Source organism: Streptomyces sp. NPDC036764 (assembly GCF_055609385.1).
The window spans coordinates 256,833-275,612 of the sequence record NZ_JBVJPT010000009.1 but is presented as its reverse complement, the minus strand read 5'-3'; the positions used below and the strand labels follow the sequence as shown (position 1 = coordinate 275,612).

Here is an 18,780-nt window from a genome sequence, read left to right as displayed (position 1 = left end):
CGCCATCCTTCCACGGGACCTGACCGGAACGCGATGTCCGTTGACCGCCGGTGAGCTCGGTCCTCGCGCGTGAGGCTGGGGCCATGACGATCTATCTTGCACGCGCCATCGATCCGACGGCCCTGAAGGAGTTGCGCTCCCTCGACGACGCGGGGCGCCGCACGGTTCCCCTGACCGACGACGAGGGCGGCGCACCCCTGCGCTGCTGCCTGCGCCGCGGCGCTCCCGGCGAGCGCATCGCCCTCGTGTCGTACGCCCCGCTGCGTCGGTGGGCGGCGCAGAACGGGGCCGATCCCGGGGCGTACGACGAGCAGGGGCCGGTGTTCATCCACGCCGAGGAGTGCGGGGGACCGGACGGGGACGCCCTGCCCTTCGCGAACGCCCACCGCACGGTGCGCCGCTACTCGGCCGACGGCCGCATCCTCGGCGGCCGGCTCGTGCAGTCGGGGGCTTTCGAGGAGGCGTTCACGGAGGCTTTCGCCGACCCGGAGGTGGCGCTGGTGCACGTCAGGGCCGTGGAGTACGGGTGCTTCCTGTACGAGGTGCGCAGGCCCCGCTGAACACGGCACAGGGGCGCCCACCGGTGAGGGCGGGCGCCCCTGTGCCTGGTACGGGTGGGCGTCAGCCCTTCAGCTCGGCCGCCACCAGCTCCGCGATCTGCACCGCGTTCAGCGCGGCGCCCTTGCGGAGGTTGTCGTTGGAGACGAACAGCGCGATGCCGTGCTCGACCGTCTCGTCGGTGCGGATGCGGCCCACGTAGGACGGGTCCTGGCCGGCCGCCTGCAGCGGGGTCGGGACCTCGCTGAGGGCCACGCCGGGGGCGCCGGCCAGCAGCTCCTTGGCGCGCTCCGCGCTGATCGGGCGGGCGAAGCGGGCGTTGATCTGGAGGGAGTGGCCGGAGAAGACCGGGACGCGCACACAGGTGCCGGAGACCTTCAGGCCGGGGATCTCCAGGATCTTGCGGGACTCGTGGCGGAGCTTCTGCTCCTCGTCGGTCTCGTTCAGGCCGTCGTCGACGATGGAGCCGGCCAGCGGCAGGACGTTGTACGCGATCGGCGCCACGTACTTGTTCGGGGCGGGGAACTCCGCCGCCGAGCCGTCGTGGGTCAGCTTGGGCGCGTCGTCGCCGACCTTCTTGACCTGCTCGAACAGCTCGTCCACGCCGGCCAGACCGGAACCGGAAACGGCCTGGTAGGTGGCGACCACGAGCGCTTCGAGGCCGGCCTCGGCGTGCAGCGGCTTCAGCACCGGCATCGCGGCCATCGTGGTGCAGTTCGGGTTGGCGATGATGCCCTTGGGGCGGTCGGCGATCGCGTGCGGGTTCACCTCGGACACGACCAGCGGGACCTCGGGGTCGCGGCGCCAGGCGGAGGAGTTGTCGATCACCACGGCGCCCTGGGCGGCCACCTTCGGAGCCAGCGCCTTCGACGTCGAGCCGCCCGCGGAGAACAGCACGATGTCCAGGCCGGAGTAGTCGGCGGTCGCCGCGTCCTCGACGGTCACGCCGTCCAGGACCGAGCCCGCCGAACGGGCCGAGGCGAACAGGCGCAGCTCGGTGACCGGGAAGTCGCGCTCCTTGAGGATCCTGCGCATGACCGTGCCGACCTGACCGGTGGCTCCGACGATTCCGACCCTCACGGCGACTCCTTCTACGCGTTCTTGCATGTCTGCGGCCTTTCCATCATGCGGCCGACCCAGGTCCGCCTGTCCAATTCTTTGCGCTTCATACCCCCCGACAGGGACACCCCGACCGGCCGGACGGTTCCGGAACTCCCGTCCGCACCCATGCTGAGCTGCATAAATTCGTCCCACGGGGCGCTCGGGCCGCAAGCTGTGCTGCGCCCGCGCGGCGGTGTGACGTACACCTCGCAAAAACTCCCGGCGACCCGGTCGAACGTTTCCGTGCGCTGCGGCGTCGTAGAGGAAACGCGGTGAGGGGGTGGCTTGTGCTGCGCAGAAAGGCCCGCCGTGCCCAGGAGGACGATCACACCGATCCCCTGGACGCGGCCCAGGAGCGTCGGGTGCGGGCGGTGCTCGCGCTCGGCGGGGTGCCGCAGGCGGACCTGCCGGACGGGGTACAGCAGGTCCGGCTGCGGCTGCTGGAGCGCGCCGCGAGCGGACGCGAGGCGCCGCGGGACGTGTCTGCGTGGGCGGCGGTCGTCGCCTCCAACCTCGCCATGGACTGGCACCGGGCCAAGAAGCGCCAGGAACGCCTCGGCGAACGGCTGGCCTCCCTGCGCCAGACGGAGCACCCCTCCGGCGAGGACACCAGCCTGCTCTCCCTCGCCGTGGGCAAGGGCCTGGACGAGCTGCCCGACGCCCAGCGTCAGGTCCTCGTCCTGCGCTTCTACGGCGACCTCCCGGTGCGTGACATCGCCGCGGAGCTCGGCATCCCGGAGGGCACGGTCAAAAGCAGGCTGCACACGGCGGTACGGGCCCTGCGCGCCCGCCTGCACGAGGACGAGGTGGTGTGACATGACCGCCGAGAACCAGGGCCGCGGCGCCGACGCGCTGATGGCCGCGATCACCGGTGAACCGCTGTCCGACGAGGCCCGGGCGGACGCCGCCTTCATGGCCGAGCACGACTCCGCCGCCGCCGACGTGGCGCTGCTGCGCGAGCAGCTCCGCATCATCGGGCACGCGCTCGCCGAGCCACCGCCACCGGTGCCCGAGCCCGAGCCCGCTCCCGTACGACAGCCCTCCCGCGTCAGGCGCCGGTTCTTCACCGTCGCCCTCGGCGGCCTCGCCGTGGCCGCCGCCGGGTCCGTGCTGGTCGGCATGGGCTGGCTGCTGACCTCGACCTCAGGTGCCGGGGGCGGTGACGAGGGGAGCAGCGCCGCGGACAAGGCGGACGCCCAGGCGTCCGCCGGTGTCGCCTTCGGCAGCCCCGAGTACCTCGCCTGCTCCCGCCTGGTGGCGGAAGGGCGGGCCACCTCCGTCGAACAGCTCCCCGGCACGGCCTCGTTGCGGGTCACCCTGCACATGACCCGCTACTACCTGCCGGACAAGGGCGAGCAGGAGCTGACGTTCGTCGTCGACGAGAACCTCGTCCCCGGCCTGCGCAAGGGCGATGAGGTCCTCATCGGCATCCCGCGGGGCGCCCGCGAGCCCGACTTCTGGGCGGTCGGCGAGCCGGACATCGCCCCCGAACGGGCCTGGATCACCGCCTCGCTGCCCGAGGCACGGGAGCTCGGCTGCTGAACGGCAAGGGGCGGGCGCCCGCACGGACGCCCGCCCCCACTGCCGTACCGCGGACTACGGAATGACCTTCTCGATCTTCACGCTGCCGACGCCCGCGACCGTGCCGCGTGCGTTCAGCAACCGGACCTGGCCGAAGAACTCACGGCCCTCCGGAGCGGCCGCCTGAGCGGTGACGCTGCCGGCGAGGGTGGCCGACTCGCCCGTGCCGAGCTTCACCGGCGCGTCGGACACCGAAACGGTGCCGAGCGAGGCGGAGAAGAACACGTCCAGGTAGTCGTACGCCGTCGAGCCGCTCGGCACCGAGTAACCGATCACCTCGATGCTGTACTTGCCGGCGGCCGGGGCAGCGACCGAGACCGACTCCTCCGAGTCACCGTCGGCGGAGCTGCCGACCTCGGTGCCGGCCGCGTCGCGGACGACCAGGTCGAGGTCGGCGGCCGCGTCGGAGACGTTGCCGATGGAGACGTCGAGCGACGTGGCGCCCGCGGGCACGTCGACCGTGGTGGTCTGCGTGACGCCCTCGGTGATGGTCGGACGCGCCGTCTTCGACGAGCCGAGCGGGCCGCCGGCCGGCTTGCCGTCGATCGCGGCGTAGTTGTTGGTCACCTTCCAGGAGGCGGCGGCCGGCGTGCCGACCTTGGCCTCGGGCACGGTCACGGTCTCCGGGTCGAAGGCCGCGCCGAGGACGGTGACGTCCAGCTTGTAGGGGTTGTCGAGCAGCGGCGACGTACGGCGCGACTCGACCTCGATCTCCCAGACGCCCGGCTGCGGGTCGGCGTAGGCACGCACGTCCGGCTTGCAGCCGTTGCCGTCGAGGTAGTTGTTGTAGCAGTACGGAGTGCCGGTGCTGTCCGACGGGGTGCCGTACGGGTGGATGGCGATGAAGCGGGTCTGGCTCTTGTCCTTCAGCCCGCCGATCGCGACCTCCAGCGACTTCGCGCCCTCGGGGACGGTCACGAAGTACGACTTGGTGCTGTTGCGCTGGGTCGAACCGGACGCGGAGTACGTGTACTTCAGCGGCTCGGAGACCACGACCGTGTTGAGGACCTGCTTGTCGATGCCCTCGGTGCGCGGGTCGTCGACCTCCAGGATCGCGCTCTTGATGCCCGCCGAGCCCGGCTTCGCGGAGACCTTGACGGTGACCGGCTTGTTCAGGCCGAGGCTGATCTCGTCGGAGCCGACGATGCGGAAGGTGTCACCGGCGTTGTTCTCCAGGTGCAGCTCGTGCCGGATCGCCTTGTCCGCGCCGGACGTACGCGTGATCGTGACGTCGTACGTCTTCTTCTGCCCGGCCTTCAGGCCGCCCTCGCGGTCGTAGACGCCCGTGCCGAAGCCCGGGGTCTTCAGGAACTGGTCGATCGCGGTGTCGACCGGCGCCTTCACCGTGTACTCGTGGGCGGTGGCGCCGTCACGGATGGAGTCCCAGGCGTCCTCGATGTTGATGAGGCCGGCACCCTCCTCGTACGCCTGCACACCCTTGATGTGGTCGGCGGTCGAGGTCAGCGCGGTGCGCAGCTTCGCCGGGGTGAGGTCGATGTGCTTGGCCTTGGCGGCGCTCAGCAGCAGCGCGGACGCGCCCGCGGCCTGCGGGGACGCCATCGAGGTGCCCTGGAGCATCGAGTAGCCGGCCGGCAGGGAGTAGCCCGCCTCGGCGACCGGACCGCCCGGCAGCCAGGTCTGGGTGGTGTTGATCGAGGCGCCCGGCGCGGAGAGCGTCGGGGTGAAGCCGCCGTCCTCACGCGGACCGCGCGAGGAGAACGGCATCATCGCGTACTTCTTCTCCACGGCGGAGCCGTAGTTGGCGGCCCAGGTCTCCTTGGAGATGGTCGCGCCGACCGAGATGACCTTGCTCGCAAGGCCCGGGTCGCCGATGGTGTTGGCGCCGGGGCCGGAGTTGCCGGCGGATATGACGAGCTGGACGCCGTAGGTGTCGATGAGCCGCGTGTACAGCTCGGCGCGGGCGTTGTTGCCGTCGTTCAGCGCCGGGAGACCGCCGATGGACATGTTGACGATGTCGACGCCGCGGTTGACGACGAGGTCGATCATGCCCTCGGTGAGCGCGACGTTGGTGCAGCCGCCGGTCCAGGTGCAGGCGCGGGAGGCGACGAGCTTGGCGCCGGGCGCCGCGCCGTTCATCTTCCCGCCGAACAGGCCGTTCGCGGCGGTGATGCCGGCGACGTGGGTGCCGTGCTCGGACTCGATGACGCCGATGTTGACGAAGTCGCGCTTCTGGCCGACCCAGTCCCCGCCGAGGGGGTCCATCGGCACGTCCTTGCGGATCTGCACGACGAACGGCTGGCGCTCGGCGACGTCGGTGGCCGGGTTGTCGGTGCCGAAGTACCCGATCTGGTAGCCGTCCTTGTACGGCTTCATCGGGGTGTCGTCACCGAAGTCGAAGTTGTTGTTGAGGTCGACCCGGACGGTGCCGTTCGCGGCGTCGTACAGGACGCCCCAGGAGTCGGTCTTGTCGCCGTCCCGGTTGGCGTCGCCCGCCGCGTCGCCCCCCGTGGTGTACGACTCCAGGAAGGTGCTCACCTGGTAGGAGCCGGCCGGCGCGGTCCAGGTCTTGCCGCCGTAGGTGAAGCTGGGCCCGGAGACGGAGGTCACCATCGGGCGCCAGGTGCGGTCGCTGTCGACCAGCGGGTCGGTTGCGGTGACCCAGTCGACGATCTTGCGCTCGCCCGTGGTGGTCTTCTGCAGCGCCGGGTGGGCGAGGTCGATGCCGGAGTCGAGGATGCCGATGGTGATGCCGCGGCCGTCCGCCTTCGGGTTGTCCTCGACGAAGTCGACGGCGCCCGTCTCGAAGGACGGGTTGTACGGGTTCTCCGCCGGGGTCCCCTTGCCGGGGGCCGGATACGCGGTCGCGGCGGCCGTCGACTTCTTGGTGTCGACGGCGGGGTCGTCCAGGGGTATCTCCTCGCGCAGGTCGATGCCGTGCACGGAGGAGAGCTTCGCGGCGGCGGCGATGGCCTTGTCGGCCTTGCCGGTGGGGACGGTCGCCCGGACGTAGCCCAGCTTGTCGTAGGTACGGCCCACAGAGCCGACCGCGTCCAACTGCTCGGCGACCTGCTCGGTCTGGCCGGGCGCGGTCGCGATCATCATCGTGACGTTCTTGGCGTCGTCGGCCTTCGCCTCGGCGAGCAGGTCGGCGTCGTCCGAACCGAGCTTGTCATGGGCGGACTTGACGCTCGGGTCCGTAACGGCGGGCGCGGGGTCCGCGGCGACGGCCATGGGTATCGGTCCGGCCGCGGAGAGCGCGGCGACGAGGCCGGCGGCCACGGCTATGCGGGCCGCGCGTCTCGCGCCCGGCTTCGGGTCGCGCTGCGGGGTGAGGGTCATCGGCATCCCTTGTTGGTAAAGGAGCAACAGGCGTCCGGAATGTGATCCCGGACGACCGCACAGCCTTATGCAAGGGAAGGATGTTTGGGAAGAGTTGACCCAATCGAAATGAACGGGTGGGGAAAACCCGCGATGCATATGGGGCAGGTGACGCAAAAGGGGTGAGCCGCCCGTAGTGCCGGAAATTCACCTGCCGATTCGGCTCCGGCCGACTAACGTCCCCACGTGCAGAAGAAGTTGAGGGTGGCGGCCTACGCCATATGCGTTCGAGACGGACAGCTCCTCCTCGCGCGTTCCCCGGCCCCCGGCGGCGGCTTCGAATGGGTGCTGCCCGGCGGCGGCATGGAACACGGCGAGGATCCCTACGACACGGTCGTGCGCGAGGTGGAGGAGGAGACCGGCTACCTCGTCGAACCGACCGGCCTGCTCGGCATCGACTCCTCCCACCGCGTCTTCCCGGGCCGCCTCGGACGAAGCGTCGACCACCACGGCGTACGGCTCGTCTACGAGGCCCGGATCACCGGCGGCGAACTGCGCTACGAGGCCAATGGCTCCACCGACATGGCGGCCTGGCATCCGATGGACGGGGTGCCGGAGCTGACCCGTGTCTCCATGGTCGACAAGGGGCTGTCCCTGTGGCGCGAGCGACCGGCGGCGGGGCGGGTCGTCGGACCGGTGGATGTCCAGGAGTAACTGGTCTGCCCGGCTATGCCAACTCCCTCCCGGAAGGTGCCCCTTTCTGGGATGCTGAGCCCGCGGGCGCGGGTCCGGCCGCGCGCATCGCCATCGCCGAGGGGGACGGCCATGGGCTGGTCGATGTCCATCGCATACGGCGCCTTGGGCGGTCTCGTCGTGGAGATCATGGTCCTCTACGGGCGCATCGCGGCCTGGCAGGAGGCCCGGCACCGGGCCCTGTCCCGGAGCAGACGGCGGGACAGGCTGCCGAGACTCGCCAAGTACGTCGACCCGCCGTCCGACGCGCTGGCGGCCCTCACCCGCGTCTCGCTCGGCGCCGGGGCGGGCTGGATCTTCTCCCCGCAGCTCACGGGCGGCCTCGCCGCCGTCGCCGTGGGCGCCACGGCACCGGCCCTGCTGGGGCAGCTCGGCAACCTGCGGCCCTTGCAGGCGGCGATCGCGGGAGGCCGGGCCGAGCCGACGGGGCAGGGCCCCACGGACGTGCCGGGCGGGGCGGAGGTGCTCGAATCGTGAGCGGGCGCCTCGCGCATCGCTACTGGATCTCGCTGACCCAGGCCCGGCCCGAGGCACGGGAGAGGCTGATCGAGCACGGGCGGCGCAGGGACCTGCCGCTGTGGCGGAGGTATCTGGCGGCGCTGCTCGACTTCGATCCCGCGGGACCAGGCGATCGGCAACCCCTTGCAAAAGCCGACGGGAAAGAGCCGGCGGCGAGCGAGCGGCCCCCGGCGCAAGGGGAGGAGCCTCCCGCCTCCGGGCATCACTACACGCTCGACCTGCCGATCGCCCTGGGAGCCGCAGGACCGCGCGTCGCATACGCCCCGGCTCCGGCCGCGCCGCGTCGCAGGCCGGTCGGCGCACTCGTCCTCGCCGCGGTCCTGGTCGTCGCCACGGTTGCCGGCGTCTCGGTGTGGGCCTCGGGCGGCGGTGCGACGCAGCCCCTGCCCATCGTCGTCGGGGCTTCGCCGTCGCCGACGCTGCCGGAGGGGGCGCGCAAGGAGTCCGGCGGGTTCGCCTGGGTGGTGCCCGACGGCTGGCGCAGGGATGTGAAGACGGGAGCCGAGGTGCACTACACCTCTCCCGACGGCACCCAGGAACTCGCGGCCAAGTCGTCGCTCGACCGTGGGGACCTGCTCGCGATCTGGCGGACCTCGGAGCGCAACGCCTCCCAGGGGGAGCGCTACCGGAGGATCCAGTTGAAGGCGACGACGTTCCGTGATTACCCGGCCGTCGTCTGGGAGTACACCTTCCAGCTCAGCGGAGTCCCGTGGCACGCCCGTCTGCTGGGGTTCAACGCGGGCGGCAAGTCCTACCAGGTCAACACCTGGTACCGGCCGGCCGTCGAGAAGGAGGCCCTGGCGGTCTACAGCGAGGCCGTGAACACCTTCGTGGCGATCGTGCCCGAGACGGATCCACCCGACTCCGCTCAGCCCGATGAGTAGCTTCACCTACCCCGGAAGATGAACGCGGAGTAGCCACCTCCCGGCCGTTCGAGGAGCGGCCGTGGACGCGGAAGGTAGGCCAAGATCGACGTACGGTGATCGGCGCTGCGCGTTGCAGTCATGTTCATGCGCAGGTCACTCCCGATGCCAACGATCCACAGTGAGCGGGATGTTCGCATCCGCGACCAGCCCGCGACCACTGCCGACGCGTTCGCACTCGGGGAGATCGCGCCATGTCGCGCATACGCTCTGTCGCCAGCTCCGCGCTGGGGGTCCACCGCCGTACCCTGCTCGCCGCCACCGGGGCGGTGGCCCTTTCCGCGGGCGTCGGCTACGCCCTGCGGCCCACGGACAGTGAGGCCGCCACCACCCACGGCGCCGCGGGCGCGCCGGACGCCGCCGCGGACAACGCCGCCGCCGAGGCGCCCGTCGGCGCCTCCCGCAGGGTGCCGGTCGCCCTCGCGCCGTACACCCGCGGCACCACCGTCGCGAACGTCGCCACGCCGCAGGGCAGCGGCGGCTACCGCCGGCTCGTCGACGGGCCCGGCTGGAAGCGGGTCGTCCGCGAGAACCTGGCCGCCGCCAAGTCCGGCCGCGAGAGCCGCCGTACGGCGCTCGCCTCCTTCGTGCAGCTCACCGACCTGCACCTGATCGACGCCCAGCACCCGCTGCGCCTGGAGTACCTGCGCTCGACGGACGTGCACGCCTGGCGTCCGCAGGAGGCGCTGACCGTGCCGGGCGCCGTCGCGCTCGTCGAGCGGATCAACGCGCTGCGGGGCGCCCCCGTCACCGGCGCCCCGCTCCACTTCGCCATGACCACCGGCGACAACACGGACAACAACTGCAAGTCCGAGCTGGAGTGGTTCCTGACGGTGATGAGCGGTGGCCGGGTCACCCCCAACACCGGTGACCCGCGGCACTACGAGGGCGTCCAGAACAGCGGCCTGAAGCTGTACTGGCAGGCCGACGACTCCGTCCGCGACGCCGACAAGCAGCTCGGCTTCCCGCACATCGACGGCTATCTGGCCGCCGCGATCCGCCAGATGCGCAGCCCCGGCCTGAACATCCCGTGGTACTCGACCGTCGGCAACCACGACGCGATGCCGCTCGGCACCTACGCCTCGCACAGCGACTCCTACCTCACCGACCTCGCCGTCGGCGGCAAGAAGCTGATGAACGTCTCCGCCGCGGACGCCAAGAAGCTCCAGGACTCGCTCAAGCAGGACAAGGACCCGAGGGGCACCGTCTTCAAGGACTTCCTCAAGGCCCACGCCCGATCGATGCGCTCGGTCACGCCGGACGAGAGCCGCGCCCCGTTCACGCCCAAGGACTACGTCCGTGCCCACCTGAACCCGGCCCACCGCGGCCACGGTCCCGTGGGCCACGGCTACTCGACGGCCAACCTGGACGCGGGCACGCAGTACTACAGCTTCCGCATCGCCGACGACGTCATCGGCATCAGCCTCGACACCACCGACCCGGGCGGCCACTACGAAGGGTCCATCGGGGCGGCCCAGTTCAAGTGGCTGGACCGGACGCTGCGGGAGAACAAGGACTCGTACGCGATCATCTTCAGCCATCACACCAGCGAGACGATGGACAACCTGCGCCGCGACCCGGCCCGCCCGAGCGAGCGGCGGGTGGGCGGCGCCGAGCTGGTCCAGCTCCTCGGCGGCCATCGCAACGTCCTGGCCTGGGTGAACGGCCATATCCACAAGAACGTCATCACCCCGCACTCCGGCACCGGCGGCCACGCGTTCTGGGAGATCTCCACCGCCTCCCACGTCGACTTCCCCCAGCTCGCCCGCATCATCGAGGTGGTGGACAACAAGGACGGCACGATCTCCCTGTTCACCACGCTGATCGAGTCCTCGGCCCCGCACCGCACCAGCTTCACCGACCTCTCCCAGACGGGCCTGGCCGCCCTCTACCGGGAGCTGTCCCTGAACGCCCCTGGCGCGAGCACGAAGCTGGGCGGCGACCGCAAGGACCGCAACACGGAGCTGGTGCTGAAGAAGGGCTGAATCGCGCTCAACTGCCCCATCCCGCTTCAACCTTCGCAGCAGGCGCCCGGTCTCTCCCCGCGACCACGCTCGACGAGAGCGTGCAGAAGGGGGAGAGACATGAGCGTACGTACGACCCGCGCGGCCCTCGTGGCCGCGACGGCGGTGGCGCTTTCGGTGGCCCTCGCGGCCCCGGCGCTGGCGGCGGCGCCCGCCAGCACCGGCCACGAGGCGACCCGCAAGGCCGCCGAGGCGGCGGTCGGGGCGGGCGTCCCCGGTGTGACGGTGACGGCGAGGGACGGCCACGGCACCTGGTCGGCGACGGCGGGCGTCGGCAACCTCAGGACGGGGAAGCCGCGTTCGGCCGACGACCGCTACCGGGTGGGCAGCATCACCAAGACCTTCGTCGCCACCGTGCTGCTCCAGTTGGAGGCCGAGGGCCGGCTGTCGCTCGACGACAGCGTGGACAAGTGGCTGCCGGGCCTGGTGCGCGGCAACGGCCACGACGGCCGCAAGGTCACCCTGCGCCGGCTCCTGAACCACACAAGCGGCATCTTCAACTACACCGCCGACGAGGACTTCGGCCGCACCTACTTCCTCAAGGACGGCTTCTTCGAGCACCGCTACGACACCAAGAAGCCCGCGGAACTGGTCGCCCTCGCCATGACCCACGAACCGGACTTCGCGCCGGGCACCTCGTGGAACTACTCCAACACCAACTACGTCCTGGCCGGCATGGTGATCGAGAAGGCCACCGGCCGCCCCTACGGCGCCGAGGTCCGCGACCGCATCGTCAAGCCCCTGCACCTGAGCGGCACTTCCGTCCCGGGCACGCGCGTGACGGTGCCGGGCCCGAGCAGCCGGGCCTACTCCAAGCTGGCCGAGACGGCGACGGGTCCGACGTACGACGTCACGAGGATCAACCCGTCCCTGGCCTACTCGGCCGGCGAGATGATCTCCGACTCCACCGACCTCGGCCGCTTCTACACGGCCCTGCTGAAGGGCAGGCTGCTGCCCGCGAAGCAGCTCTCCGAGATGAAGACCACGATCAAGGTCGACGCCATCCCGAACGCGGGGTACGGCCTCGGCCTGATGGAACGCGAGCTGAGCTGTGGCGTCACGGTCTGGGGTCATGGCGGCGGCATCCACGGCTCGACGTCGGAGGCGGTGACGACGGCCGACGGCCGCCACTCCCTGGCCTTCAACTTCAACGGGGACTGGTCGGGAGACACCGACGCCGTGGTCGAGGCGGAGTTCTGCGGAAAGGCCACTGCGGTGAGCGAGCGGACCCGGACACCGGGCACCGGGTTCATGCGCCCGTAGTACTGCTCAGGGCAGGCTGGACGCCCCCACGTCTTCGATCGCCTCGCTTAGAAGCCGTACGGCGTCCCGCACCGCCCCATCCGCGAGATTGCCGTACCCGAGGACCAGGCCGTGATCGGCGTGGTCCTCGGTGGCGTGATAGGCCGTGAGGTCGGCGATGCGCAACGACCGGGCGGCCGCGGCCCGGACCACGGCGGCGCAGTCCACGTCGGCGGGGAACTGGAGGATGAGGTGGAGGCCGGCCGCGATGCCGCAGACCGGGACGCCGGGCAACTCCTCGGCGAGGGCTCGCACCGGGGCGTCGCGGCGGTCGCGGTACCGCTTGCGGCAGGCGCGCAGGTGGCGGTCGTACGCGCCCGACTCCAGCAGCGCGGCGAAGGCGAGCTGGTCGAGGGTCGGGGGCTGGGCCGACGTCTGGTCGGAACGGTGCAGATGCCGGGTCCAGCGGGGCGGTGCCACGATCCATCCGATGCCGAGCGCGGGGGAGTGGATCTTGCTCAGCGACTTGAACAGGACGACGCGCGAGGGGTCCATGCCCTGCAGCGCCGCGACCGGACGGCGGTCGTAGCTGAACTCCGCGTCGTAGTCGTCCTTCAGGACGACGCCGTCCACCCGGCGGGCCCATCGCAGCAGGGCGGCGCGCCGCTCGGGCGCCAGGACGGTGCCCAGCGGGAACTGGTGCGCCGGCGTTGTCAGTACGGCCCGCCGGCCCGTCGCCGTCGACTGCCCGGCCGCATGACGCGGTGCCGGGGACGACACGAGGAGGGGCCGCCGGTGTGGCCGGCGGCCCCTCCTCTCCCCTCCTGATGCTGCCTTCGCGGTCCGTCACTACCGCGGCAGCACCACGACATACGCGGCCGGATCACGGTCGGCCGCCGCCATCAGGGCCGTACGGACCACCGCGGCCTGCTGCTCCAGCGCGTCCCGCAGCTTCTTCGGGGTGATGTAGACGACCGTGATGCCGAGGCGCTCCAAGGTCTCGCGCTTGCGGGCGTACTCCGACCACAGGGCGTCGTCGTCCTGCCGCTGGCCCTGGCGCGGTGCGCGGGTGTCCAGTTCCACCGCCACCGCCTGCTCCGGCCAGTAGGCGTCCAGGCCACCGAGGTGGGGGCCGCCCGGCAGCCGCAGGTCAACGTTCCAGACCGGGTCGGGCAGGCCGTGCTCGTGGACCATCGCGTACAGGCGGTCCTCGGCGATGGCGCGGCCCTCGGCGAGCAGGGAGTCCACCGCGTCCACCACGTGCGGGCGGCTGAGCAGCTTCGCCTGGTTCAACTCCCGCACCACCGAAGCCGGTTCGCAGTGCCCGCCGCGCACGGCCTCGGTCAGCAGACGGCGTACGGCGCTCGCGTCGGTGAGCTCGGCGACCGCGTCGGCCAGGGCACGCGGGACCGGCGCCACCGGGAGGCCGGTGACCTGCCGGGGCGTGGGCAGCGCGGGGGCGCGCAGGACGCGGGCGCAGCCCGTGGAACGCAGCCGGCGCATCCGCGGGACCAGGACGTCGATCGTGTCCAGGGCGGTCAGCGGCGGCGTGGCGGAGAAGCCGTGCAGGGTCAGCGCCGCGAGGCCCGTGATCATCACCTCGGCGTAGGCGGGGGCGGCGTGCTCCTCGCCGGCGTTCGGCTGGGCCGGCACGCCGGGCGTGCGCTCCCGCGAGGCGTACATCAGCACCGCGTGCAGACGCTCCTCGCTGGTGGGCGGGCCGGGGTGGAGCAGCAGGACGCCGGGGAGGATCTGCTGCCAGGGGCCACCGGGGCGGCACTGCTCGTTCATCTCGGCGGCCGCGACGCCGTGCGACTTGAGCTGAGCGGTCGTCATGACACGGCGGTGGATCTCGGAGAGGTGACGCAGGGGGCGGGGGGACAGCGGGGTGTTGTGGTTCATGACCCGGAGGTTCCCGTGCCCGGCCGGTCCGCTAACCGCTGTTACAGGCCCGTCGACAAAAACGGACAACCCGGCACTAAAGGACGGGTGTTCGGATGCCGAGTACGCACGGAAAACCCCTGGTCCAATCGGGTGGGACCAGGGGTTACGGCTGCTATTGCCTGAATTCCGTAACGGTCACGCAGGCCATGACCGTTGGCCAAAGGTCTCAGTCGGTTGACGCCGCCGCGTCACACGCCTGCCCCCGCAGTGCCCGCGCCAGATCGTCCCGTGCCTCCAGCACCAGCCGCCGCAGCGCCGGAGCCGCGTCCTCGTGCGCCGCGAGCCAGGCGTCCGTCGCGTCCACGGTGGCCTGCGACTGCTGGAGCCCGGGGAACAGGCCACGGACCACGTCCATGCCGATCTGGATGGACCGCTCGGCCCACACCCGCTCGATCACGGCGAAGTACTTCTCGGCGTAAGGCGCCAGCAGCTCCCGCTGCGAGGGCCGCACGAAGCCCGCGATGGTCGCTTCCACCAGCGCGTTGGACAGCGCGTCCGACTCGACGACCTGCGCCCACGCCTGCGCCTTCACCGCCTCGGACGGCCGCGCGGCCAGACAGCGCACCTGGTGCCGCCTGCCGGACGCCGTGTCGTCCCGGGCCAGCTCGGCCGCCAGCTCCTTCTCGCCGACGACGCCGTACGTGGCCAGGGTGTCCAGCAGTGCCCAGCGCAGCTCCTGGTCCACGTCGAGACCGTCGACCGTCGCCGAACCGTCGAGCAGGCCCGTCAGCAGCTCCGCGCCCGATGCGTCGGTCACCCGGGCGTAGAACCGAGCCATCGCGAGCTGGTGTTCGCTGCCGTGCTCGGCGGCGAGGAGCTGGACCTCCGTGCCCTGCCGCAGCAACGCCGCGCCCTTCTCCCGCCACTGCGGCGCCGCGTAGTTGGTCAGCGCCGACTCCGCCCACGCGTGCAGCATCTGAAGGACGCCGATGTCGGACTCCCGGTACGCGAACCTCAGCACCAGGTCGATGAACTCCCGGGCCGGCAGCAGCGCGTCCCGCGTCATGTTCCACAGCGCCGACCAGCACAGGGCACGCGCCAGCGGGTCGGTCATGTCGCCGAGCGCGTCCCGCAGTGTCGCCAGCGACGTGTCGTCGAAACGGGTCTTGCAGAACGTCAGGTCGTCGTCGTTGACCAGCACCAGCTCCGGCGCCTCGGCGCCCGCCAGTTCCGTCACGATCGTGCGCGGCCCGTCGACGTCGACCTCGGCGCGCGCGTACCGCTCCAGCGCCCCGTCCGTGGTGCGCCGGTACAGACCCACCGCCACCCGGTGCGGGCGCAGCTCCGGGTGCGACTCGGCGGCCTCCTGCACCACCGCCAGCTCGCTCACCCGGCCCTCGCCGTCCAGCAGCACCTGCGGGGTCAGCGAGTTCACGCCCGCCGTCTGGAGCCAGGAGCGCGCCCAGGCGCCCATGTCCCGGCCGCTGGTCTCCTCCAGCACCGACAGCAGGTCGCCGAGCTGCGTGTTGCCGTACGCGTGCCGCTTGAAGTAGCGCCGCGCGCCCTCCAGGAACGCGTCCTGGCCGACGTACGCCACGAGCTGCTTGAGGACCGAGGCACCCTTGGCGTACGTGATGCCGTCGAAGTTGAGCTTGGCGTCCTGCAGGTCGCGGATGTCCGCCGTGATCGGGTGCGTGGAGGGGAGCTGGTCGGCCCGGTACGCCCACGCCTTGCGGCGGTTGGCGAAGGTGATCCAGGCGTTCTTGAAGCGGGTCGCGCCGACATTGGCGAACGTGCCCATGAAGTCCGCGAAGGACTCCTTCAGCCACAGGTCGTCCCACCACACCATGGTGACCAGGTCGCCGAACCACATGTGCGCCATCTCGTGCAGGATGACGTTCGCCCGGCCCTCGTACGACGCCTGCGTCACCTTGCCGCGGAAGACGAACTCCTCCCGGAAGGTCACCATCCCCGGGTTCTCCATCGCGCCCAGGTTGTACTCGGGCACGAACGCCTGGTCGTACTTGCCGAAGGGGTACGGGTAGTCGAAGTGGTCGTGGAAGAAGTCCAGCCCCTGCTTGGTGACCAGGAAGATGTCGTCGGCGTCGAAGTGGGGCGCGAGGCCCTTGCGGCACATCGCGCCGAGCGGGATCCGCAGCGTCGAGCCGTCGGCGAGGGCGCGCTCGTAGGAGTCCGTGACGTAGTGGTACGGGCCCGCCACGACACACGTGATGTACGTCGAGATCGGCTTCGTCTCCGCGAACTTCCAGATGCCGTCCGCGTGTTCACCGGTGCCGTTGCTCCACACCGTCCACGCCTCGGGCGCCCGTACCTCGAAGCGGAACGGCGCCTTGAGGTCCGGCTGCTCGAAGTTCGCGAAGACCCGGCGGGAGTCGGCCGGCTCGTACTGCGTGTAGAGGTAGACCTCGCCGTCCTCGGGGTCGACGAAGCGGTGCAGGCCCTCGCCCGTGCGGGAGTAGGCGCACTGGGCGTCGACGACGAGTTCGTTGTCGGCGGCCAGGTCCTCCAGGGCGATGCGCGAGCCGTCGAAGACCTCGCTCGGGTCGAGGTCCTTGCCGTTGAGGGAGACGGCCGTCACGCTCGGCGCGATCAGGTCCGCGAAGCTCGTCGCGCCGGGCTCGTTGCAGCGGAAGCGGATGGTGGTCACCGAGCGGAAGGTGCGCGGACCGCCGCTGTCGGAGTCGTCGTCGCCGAGCGCGGAACGGACGTCGAGGGACACGTCGTACCCGTCGACGGACAGCAGGGCGGCCCGCTCCCGGGCCTCGTCGCGGGACAGATTCTCACCGGGCACGGGTGACACTCCCTGGGGTGGCGTTCAGTATGCGGACAGCACCCGATCCTGCCATGTGCCCCCGACCCCTGGCACCGGGGAATGGCCGGGCGAGCAGCGGTGTTCCCCCAGAGGTTCAGCCGAGACCTGCTTGCCTCATGAGGAGAGACATGTCGGACAAGACCCCCGTCGACTTCTGGTTCGACCCGCTGTGCCCCTGGGCCTGGATGACCTCGCGCTGGGTCCTGGAGGTGGAGAAGGTCCGTGACATCGAGGTCCGCTGGCACGTGATGAGCCTCGCCGTCCTCAACGAGGACAAGCTGGACGACCTGCCCGAGGAGTACCGCGAACTGCTGGAGACCAAGGCGTGGGGCCCGGTCCGGGTCGTCATCGCCGCGCAGGAGGAGCACGGCGCCGAGGTGCTCGGCGACCTCTACACCGCGCTCGGCACCCGCATCCACAACCAGGGCGAGGGCCCGACCAAGGAGGCGGTCGCCGCCGCCGTGAAGGAGGTCGGCCTGCCCGAGTCCCTCATGGACCACTGGGACGGCACTGCGTACGAGCCGCAGCTCCGCGCCTCCCACAAGGAGGGCATCGACAAGGTCGGCCAGGAGGTCGGCACGCCGGTCATCGCCGTCCCCGGCGCCGACGGCGAGCAGATCGCCTTCTTCGGCCCGGTCGTCACCCCGGCCCCCAAGGGCGAGGACGCCGCCCGGCTCTGGGACGGCACCCTCGCCGTGGCCTCCGTGCCGGGCTTCTACGAGATCAAGCGGACGCGCACCAAGGGCCCGGATTTCAGTAACCTGTAGGGCTCACTCGCCGGCTGCGGTCTCCTTGGCGAGGAACTTCTCGGGGAGGCGGCCGTAGCCGGCCTTGTTGAACTGCGGGTAGTACGTCAGACAGCCCTTGCCGGTGCACCGCCACAGGTTGTCCAGAAAGTAGCCGGGTCCCTCCTTCTCCCGTACCGCCGCCCTCTCCTCCTTGTCGAGGATCCGGAAGATCTGCATGGTTCCGCAGGTCGGGCAGTCCAGTGTGCGGGTCCTCATCAACCCCTCCTCGCCATCACCGCCAGATCGGGGAAGTCGGTCACCACGGCGTCGACCCCCAGCCCGTAGTACAGCGCGTACTCCGCGAACGCGTCCCCGAAATCGTTCGGTCCGGTTCCCCGCCGCAGGTCCGGCGGCAGGAACTGGTTCTCCGCGCGGAAGGTGTACGGCCCCACCCGCAGCCCCGCAGCGTGCGCGTCCGCGAGGAGCGAGGTGCCGCCGAGCGAGGACTTGTCCGGCCCGATCCACTCGGCGTACGCCGCGATCCGCGCCAGCCCCGCCGGGGTCATCATGTCCTTGTACGTCGTCGGATCACCGGAGGAGACCAGGTCGTAGGGCCCGCCCGTGGTCCCCAGCGCCTGCCACAGATCCAGCCCCAGCTTCTCGGCCGCGATCCGCTTCAGGCTCGTCGGCTCGAAGGACTGCACGACGCACTCGCGCCGCCCCAGCCGGTTGCGCCGGATCACCTGCGCCAGCTTCGGCTCCAACGGCAGGCCGAGCGAGCGGAAGTACGTCGGGTGCTTGGTCTCCGGGAACACGGCGATCGTCCGGCCGTACGTCTTCGACAGCCCGCGCGCCAGGTCGACGACCTCCTGGAGGGTGAGGACCTCCTCGCGGCCGTCGAACACGGTGTTGCGGTTGCGGACCTGGGGCAGCCGCTCCACCGCCTGCAGCGTCTTCAGCTCCGCCAGCGTGAAGTCCTCGGTGAACCAGCCCGTCACCGCCCGCCCGTCCACCGTCTTCGTCGTCCGGCGGCCCGCGAACTCCGGGTGCGAGGCCACGTCGGTGGTCTGCGAGATCTCGTTCTCGTGCCGGACCACCAGCACATGGTCCTTCGTCGGCACCAGGTCAGGTTCGATCCAGTCGGCGCCGGTCTGCACGGCGTACGTGTACGAGGCCGCCGTGTGCTCGGGACGCCAGCCGGCCGCGCCGCGATGGCCGATGACGAGCGGCCTTCGCGCGGGGTGGGACCCGGGTGCGGCGGTGGCGGTCGCGGGTACGGCGGCGGCCGCCGTGGTGCCGGCGGCCGCGAGCAGCAGGGATCTACGTCTCGGATGCATCCAACTCCCTTTCGTCGC

At 71.1% G+C, this 18,780-nt stretch carries 16 protein-coding genes; 9 read left to right on the top strand and 7 right to left on the bottom strand.

The window, feature by feature from the left end:
* Nucleotides 1-83 precede the first annotated feature (83 nt).
* Nucleotides 84-560 (top strand): DUF1203 domain-containing protein, encoded by a 477-nt coding sequence (locus ACZ69Q_RS29750; protein WP_471047383.1) that lies wholly within the window; start codon nt 84-86, stop codon nt 558-560.
* A gap of 61 nt (nt 561-621) precedes the next feature.
* Here ACZ69Q_RS29750 and ACZ69Q_RS29745 read toward each other — a convergent pair whose 3' ends face one another.
* The gene (locus ACZ69Q_RS29745; protein WP_471047380.1) at nt 622-1,638 is read right to left on the bottom strand and encodes an aspartate-semialdehyde dehydrogenase; all 1,017 of its coding nucleotides are present in this window, start codon (nt 1,636-1,638) and stop codon (nt 622-624) included.
* 308 nt (nt 1,639-1,946) lie between these two features.
* Here ACZ69Q_RS29745 and ACZ69Q_RS29740 point away from each other — a divergent pair, with 308 nt between their 5' ends.
* On the top strand, nt 1,947-2,474 hold the full coding sequence (locus tag ACZ69Q_RS29740; RefSeq protein WP_471047379.1) for an RNA polymerase sigma factor: 528 nt from the start codon (nt 1,947-1,949) through the stop codon (nt 2,472-2,474).
* Nucleotide 2,475: 1 nt separating this feature from the next.
* Nucleotides 2,476-3,201 carry a hypothetical protein gene (locus ACZ69Q_RS29735; RefSeq protein WP_471047376.1) on the top strand — a complete coding sequence of 242 codons (726 nt, stop codon included), beginning with the start codon at nt 2,476-2,478 and terminating at the stop codon, nt 3,199-3,201.
* A 54-nt stretch (nt 3,202-3,255) separates the two neighbouring features.
* Here ACZ69Q_RS29735 and ACZ69Q_RS29730 read toward each other — a convergent pair whose 3' ends face one another.
* The gene (locus ACZ69Q_RS29730) at nt 3,256-6,540 is read right to left on the bottom strand and encodes a S8 family serine peptidase (RefSeq protein WP_471047569.1); all 3,285 of its coding nucleotides are present in this window, start codon (nt 6,538-6,540) and stop codon (nt 3,256-3,258) included.
* Nucleotides 6,541-6,765: 225 nt separating this feature from the next.
* Between ACZ69Q_RS29730 and ACZ69Q_RS29725 the strand changes: the two genes are divergently transcribed.
* The 5 genes from ACZ69Q_RS29725 to ACZ69Q_RS29705 all read left to right on the top strand — a co-directional run bounded on the left by ACZ69Q_RS29725 (nt 6,766) and on the right by ACZ69Q_RS29705 (nt 12,001).
* Nucleotides 6,766-7,233 carry an NUDIX hydrolase gene (locus ACZ69Q_RS29725; protein WP_471047373.1) on the top strand — a complete coding sequence of 156 codons (468 nt, stop codon included), beginning with the start codon at nt 6,766-6,768 and terminating at the stop codon, nt 7,231-7,233.
* A 123-nt stretch (nt 7,234-7,356) separates the two neighbouring features.
* A complete protein-coding gene (locus tag ACZ69Q_RS29720; RefSeq protein ID WP_383410868.1) occupies nt 7,357-7,749 on the top strand; it encodes a hypothetical protein in 393 nt (130 codons plus the stop codon).
* Nucleotides 7,746-8,675: a hypothetical protein gene (locus tag ACZ69Q_RS29715; protein WP_471047370.1), complete on the top strand. Its 930-nt coding sequence runs from the start codon at nt 7,746-7,748 to the stop codon at nt 8,673-8,675. The genes ACZ69Q_RS29720 and ACZ69Q_RS29715 overlap by 4 nt, the downstream gene beginning before the upstream one ends.
* Nucleotides 8,676-8,908: 233 nt before the next feature.
* A complete protein-coding gene (locus ACZ69Q_RS29710) occupies nt 8,909-10,699 on the top strand; it encodes a TIGR03767 family metallophosphoesterase (RefSeq protein WP_471047368.1) in 1,791 nt (596 codons plus the stop codon).
* A gap of 99 nt (nt 10,700-10,798) precedes the next feature.
* Nucleotides 10,799-12,001, top strand: coding sequence for a serine hydrolase domain-containing protein (locus tag ACZ69Q_RS29705; RefSeq protein WP_471047365.1), 1,203 nt, complete (start codon nt 10,799-10,801; stop codon nt 11,999-12,001).
* Nucleotides 12,002-12,007: 6 nt separating this feature from the next.
* On the opposite strand, the gene ACZ69Q_RS29700 is transcribed toward ACZ69Q_RS29705, so the two are convergent.
* The 3 genes from ACZ69Q_RS29700 to pepN all read right to left on the bottom strand — a co-directional run bounded on the left by ACZ69Q_RS29700 (nt 12,008) and on the right by pepN (nt 16,676).
* On the bottom strand, nt 12,008-12,760 hold the full coding sequence (locus tag ACZ69Q_RS29700) for an aminotransferase-like domain-containing protein (RefSeq protein WP_471047363.1): 753 nt from the start codon (nt 12,758-12,760) through the stop codon (nt 12,008-12,010).
* A gap of 69 nt (nt 12,761-12,829) precedes the next feature.
* Nucleotides 12,830-13,882 (bottom strand): hypothetical protein, encoded by a 1,053-nt coding sequence (locus ACZ69Q_RS29695; protein WP_471047360.1) that lies wholly within the window; start codon nt 13,880-13,882, stop codon nt 12,830-12,832.
* 208 nt (nt 13,883-14,090) lie between these two features.
* Nucleotides 14,091-16,676 carry an aminopeptidase N gene (gene pepN, locus ACZ69Q_RS29690; protein WP_471047357.1) on the bottom strand — a complete coding sequence of 862 codons (2,586 nt, stop codon included), beginning with the start codon at nt 16,674-16,676 and terminating at the stop codon, nt 14,091-14,093.
* A 149-nt stretch (nt 16,677-16,825) separates the two neighbouring features.
* On the opposite strand from pepN, the gene ACZ69Q_RS29685 reads away from it, so the two are divergent.
* A complete protein-coding gene (locus tag ACZ69Q_RS29685) occupies nt 16,826-17,464 on the top strand; it encodes a mycothiol-dependent nitroreductase Rv2466c family protein (protein ID WP_471047354.1) in 639 nt (212 codons plus the stop codon).
* A 3-nt stretch (nt 17,465-17,467) separates the two neighbouring features.
* Here the strand turns inward: ACZ69Q_RS29685 and ACZ69Q_RS29680 are convergent, their stop codons facing one another.
* Together ACZ69Q_RS29680 and ACZ69Q_RS29675 are read right to left on the bottom strand one after the other, a co-directional pair.
* Entirely contained in the window at nt 17,468-17,701 is a 234-nt protein-coding gene (locus tag ACZ69Q_RS29680; protein WP_471047351.1) for a hypothetical protein, read from the bottom strand.
* Entirely contained in the window at nt 17,701-18,762 is a 1,062-nt protein-coding gene (locus ACZ69Q_RS29675; RefSeq protein ID WP_471047348.1) for a glycerophosphodiester phosphodiesterase family protein, read from the bottom strand. Before ACZ69Q_RS29675 ends, ACZ69Q_RS29680 begins: the two co-directional genes overlap by 1 nt.
* Nucleotides 18,763-18,780 lie beyond the last annotated feature (18 nt).